General features: G+C 55.8%; 2 protein-coding genes. One reads left to right on the top strand and one right to left on the bottom strand.

What is annotated here, in order from left to right:
- The coding region (locus DMZ65_RS19265; protein WP_198662747.1) for a Tn3 family transposase at nt 1-2,897 on the bottom strand (2,897 nt) is incomplete at its 3' end.
- 108 nt (nt 2,898-3,005) lie between these two features.
- Here DMZ65_RS19265 and DMZ65_RS19260 point away from each other — a divergent pair.
- Nucleotides 3,006-3,608, top strand: coding sequence for a recombinase family protein (locus tag DMZ65_RS19260; protein ID WP_116599936.1), 603 nt, complete (start codon nt 3,006-3,008; stop codon nt 3,606-3,608).
- The last annotated feature ends 76 nt before the right edge of the window (nt 3,609-3,684 follow it).

The raw sequence follows: 3,684 nt of genomic DNA, 5'->3' as shown, positions 1-3,684 counted from the left end.
GTGCGACGCAGGTTTTCTTTGGTTTCCTCATCCGGGGCCCTTTCGAGTTGGTGGGCGAGGTAGAGGTAGTTCCAACAGATGATGCTGTTTTTGATGAGGCGGTTGCAGGCCTCGGCGATCTCCTGTTCCTCTTTTTCGGCTTGGGTGAACTCGCGGGGATTGCCAACGGCGACAGCGCGGGTGAAGCGGTTGGCGAGTTCGACCTTGTTGAGCTGACGTTCGATGGCCTGCCGCAGGCTCAGGTCATCGACATAGCGCAGGATGAACAGCGATTTGATGATCTGCCCGAAGGCTTTCAGAGTCTGATAGAGCGCGTGCTGCCGGGAATAGGAATTGAGCCGCCGGAAGATGTCGGACGCGGTGTTTTCCTTGAGCTTGATGGTGGCGACCAGACGTAACAGAGCATCCCAGTTTTCGCGGATCAGGGTCTCATTGATGGTTTTGTCCGGCGCGATGATCCAATCATGATCCCTTGGGCGGTCCGGCTTGAAGATGTAGAGGGTCTGTTTTCCAATGCCTTTGATCCGTGGGGCGAAGGAAAAGCCCAGCAGGTGCGTCATCCCGAAGATGGCTTCGGTGTAGCCGTGGCTGTCGGTGGAATGGATGTCACTTTTGACGACGTCATTGCACATGAGGCCATCGATTACGAACGCGCTTTCCCGATCAGCAGCGCTGATCATAAGGGAATGCCAGAGGATGTGGCGTTCATCAACGAATGTGTAGGCGCTGACGCCTTGTCCCTGGCCAAAATACTTGAACGAACGGCTGGCAGCGAGGCTTTCGCCGCGAACCTCGAACTTTTGCCCATCACTGGCGGTGTGCAGCTTGTCCGCCTTGTTCCGATAGATATTGGGCAGGTCCATCTCATCCATAGCTTTGACCACAGCGTCGTTCGCGGCGCGGATATTGTCGAGAGAAAACCGCCAATTAACGATGTGTTCCAGTTCGCCCTCGGTCACGCGAGACGAGATCCTTGCCATTTTGCGCACGCCGATTCCACATCCAAGGCCCATGATCCCAGCCAGGAGTGCGGGGCGGGAGACCGCCTGACGAATGTGGGTCTGCTGCCAGTGTTCGAAAGCGCCGAGCATCGCGCAGTGATTATTGATCGTCTCAAGCACCTGTGCCAGCGGTACATCGTGCCGTTGAGGAAACAGTTCATTGGTTGGGCTGGAACCATCCGCCCCGGCTGCCGGGGTAGCGATGTGGAAGGTGCCATCGGCACGTACCTTCAGATGTGGATTGGCAGCAGCATTGGCGTTCGTGCGCTGATATTGTTGTGTCAGCGCCTTCCGGAGGGGTGCCAGAATAGGTTGTGGGTCGGCAAACTCGGCCAATCCGGCTCGTTCCAACAGTTCCGGCTTCTCTCGCCTCCACCTGTCCGGATCAATCAGATAGGTGTCCATGGGGCGGTATTTATAGGACTGCGAAAGGTTAAGATCGCCGGATTTGATGGCGGCGGCAACATGCTGGAACAGAAAGACCTTGTAGAGCGAGGTTCGGAATGTTCCGTCGCTGCGGATCAGTACTTCCCGCTCGTCTTTATCGAGGAAATCCGTTGGCGCACCTGGCCCGACTATGCCATCGTTGTGTTTGAACCGGTCGATGGCGGTGATGAGACCGGCGGGCCGGTCGTTCCTCTCGAACGTGATCACGCGAAGGATGGGACTGAGTCGATATTGTAGTCGCAAGGACCCTGCCTCAAGCACATCGAACCAGCTTTCATCCCGCGCGGTTGCGGAAAGATCATCCTTCAGCTGCTCGAAGGCGCTTGACCGACCTTTATCCAACAAGGTTCGGATTGTGCTGACTTTCTGGTTGTCCGACATTCCATCCGCCTCGGTCACGTCGCGAATGTCGCGCAACAGGCCAAACACAGATGTGTCGAGGTCATTGATGACAGACTTGATCTGCTTTTGCTGTGCTGCCTGGTTCTCCAGCAGCCGATCATTGTGATCGCGCGTCGCCTTTGCGTGAAAGGATGCCATGACACTGAGCCAGAGATCGATCAGGTTATCTTGCGTACGGTAAAACTGATGGGCAACAAAAGCCGTGGCATGGATATGGCGGTCATTGTCTGCGCGTTGTTTGAGCTGAAACAGGCGTGACCGCTGAACGCTGCCCGCGAAATATCGAATACCGGCAGCTCCCAAATCGAGCGCAGCCAGAGGGTCGGATAGTTGGCCATGCAAATCAGCGAGCGTCTCAAAGTCAGCGATGGCTTCCTTAATCTTCGTTGGTCTTGCCGACTGCGACAGCTTCTTTAACAGGGTCAGACGATACCGGTTCTGATCGTCCGGGGTCGAGAAAAGCTCGTCCAGAAAGGCGCGCGCGTCATCGGTGAGATGTGCATCCATCAGTGCGATGAGTTCTACTTTACGGGCCTGCAATCCAGATCGGATCAACTCAAGCAAAACACCTGATCTTGGAACCTGGACGCGCCGTTGGATCAAATAATCCACGCATCGATCAAAGATCAGGCGCGGCTTCAGATATGTTCGCGCCATCGTCGCAATCTCGGCGATCAGGTCTTTCCTGTTGACCTGCCCGAGTGGCATGAAGCCATAGAAATCCAGAATGAGCTTACGATGACGTGCGCGGGTCTGTTTGGGGTAGGTTGCTGGCGAGAACTCCGATCCTGTGAGCCCCAGAAGCTTTGCGGCCGCCTCAATATCCGGGGCGTGATAATGGCGAGGATTGTAGAACTTCTTCGCCGCTTTGAAGTAGGTGCACATCACCAGAAAACCGATCTGGCTAGCGGGTGAACGCAACTCGGTTGCGATGTCCAACAAGGGTTTTGGCAGATCGAAACATCGTTTGCGCTCACGGAAGTCGAATACTGGCGGACCGTCAAACGCCTCTTGCTCGGAGGGTGAAAGGATTTGCATTCGGGGCATGAGGCTCTCCGTCATAGTGGTGTCCGGGAATCGGTCGTTTGACGGCCCCGTGCTTTTCTGTCCGTTAATATGGCTTGACAACGGAATGACGGACAAGATGATTGGCGGATGGAAAAACGGACAAAGACTGCAGAATTTGTTGCTCCGGTCGGATATGCGCGCATCTCAACGGCCGATCAATCGCTGGCCCCACAGATCGACGCGCTCAAGGCGGCCGGTTGCGGGGAGATATTTGAAGATTGCGTATCTGGTGCCAAGACGGATCGACCAGGATTAAATCAAGCGCTCGATCACTTACGTTCCGGTGACGCGCTGATTGTCTGGAAGCTCGACCGTCTCGGTCGTAACATGAGTCACCTGATTGATACGGTTCGCGATCTTGACCAGCGCGGCATCGGATTCAGGTCTCTGACTGAAGGTATCGATACGACAACGAGCGGAGGCACACTCGTCTTTCATCTGTTCGGCGCTCTTGCCCAGTTCGAACGCGACCTCATCCGCGAGAGAACCCGCGCTGGCCTGAGCGCTGCTGCTGCGCGCGGGCGAAAAGGCGGACGCAAGGCTGTCGTCACCGCTGAAAAACTGAAGCGAGCGAAAATGCTGATCGAAAGAGGCCTGACGGTCCGTGAAGCCGCTGCCCGCATAAAGGTCGGCAAAACCGCTCTTTACGACGCGATCAAAGCGGACACCTCACGAAACGCGCCAAACTGACCCATCGCCCCGCAAATCCAAAGGGACTGAAAACACGAACATTCCTGTGGGACCTCGCGTACCTTTATGCCGATGG

Source organism: Primorskyibacter marinus (assembly GCF_003313245.1).
Lineage (GTDB): Bacteria > Pseudomonadota > Alphaproteobacteria > Rhodobacterales > Rhodobacteraceae > Primorskyibacter > Primorskyibacter marinus.
This window is presented reverse-complemented; position numbering and strand designations above follow the sequence as displayed.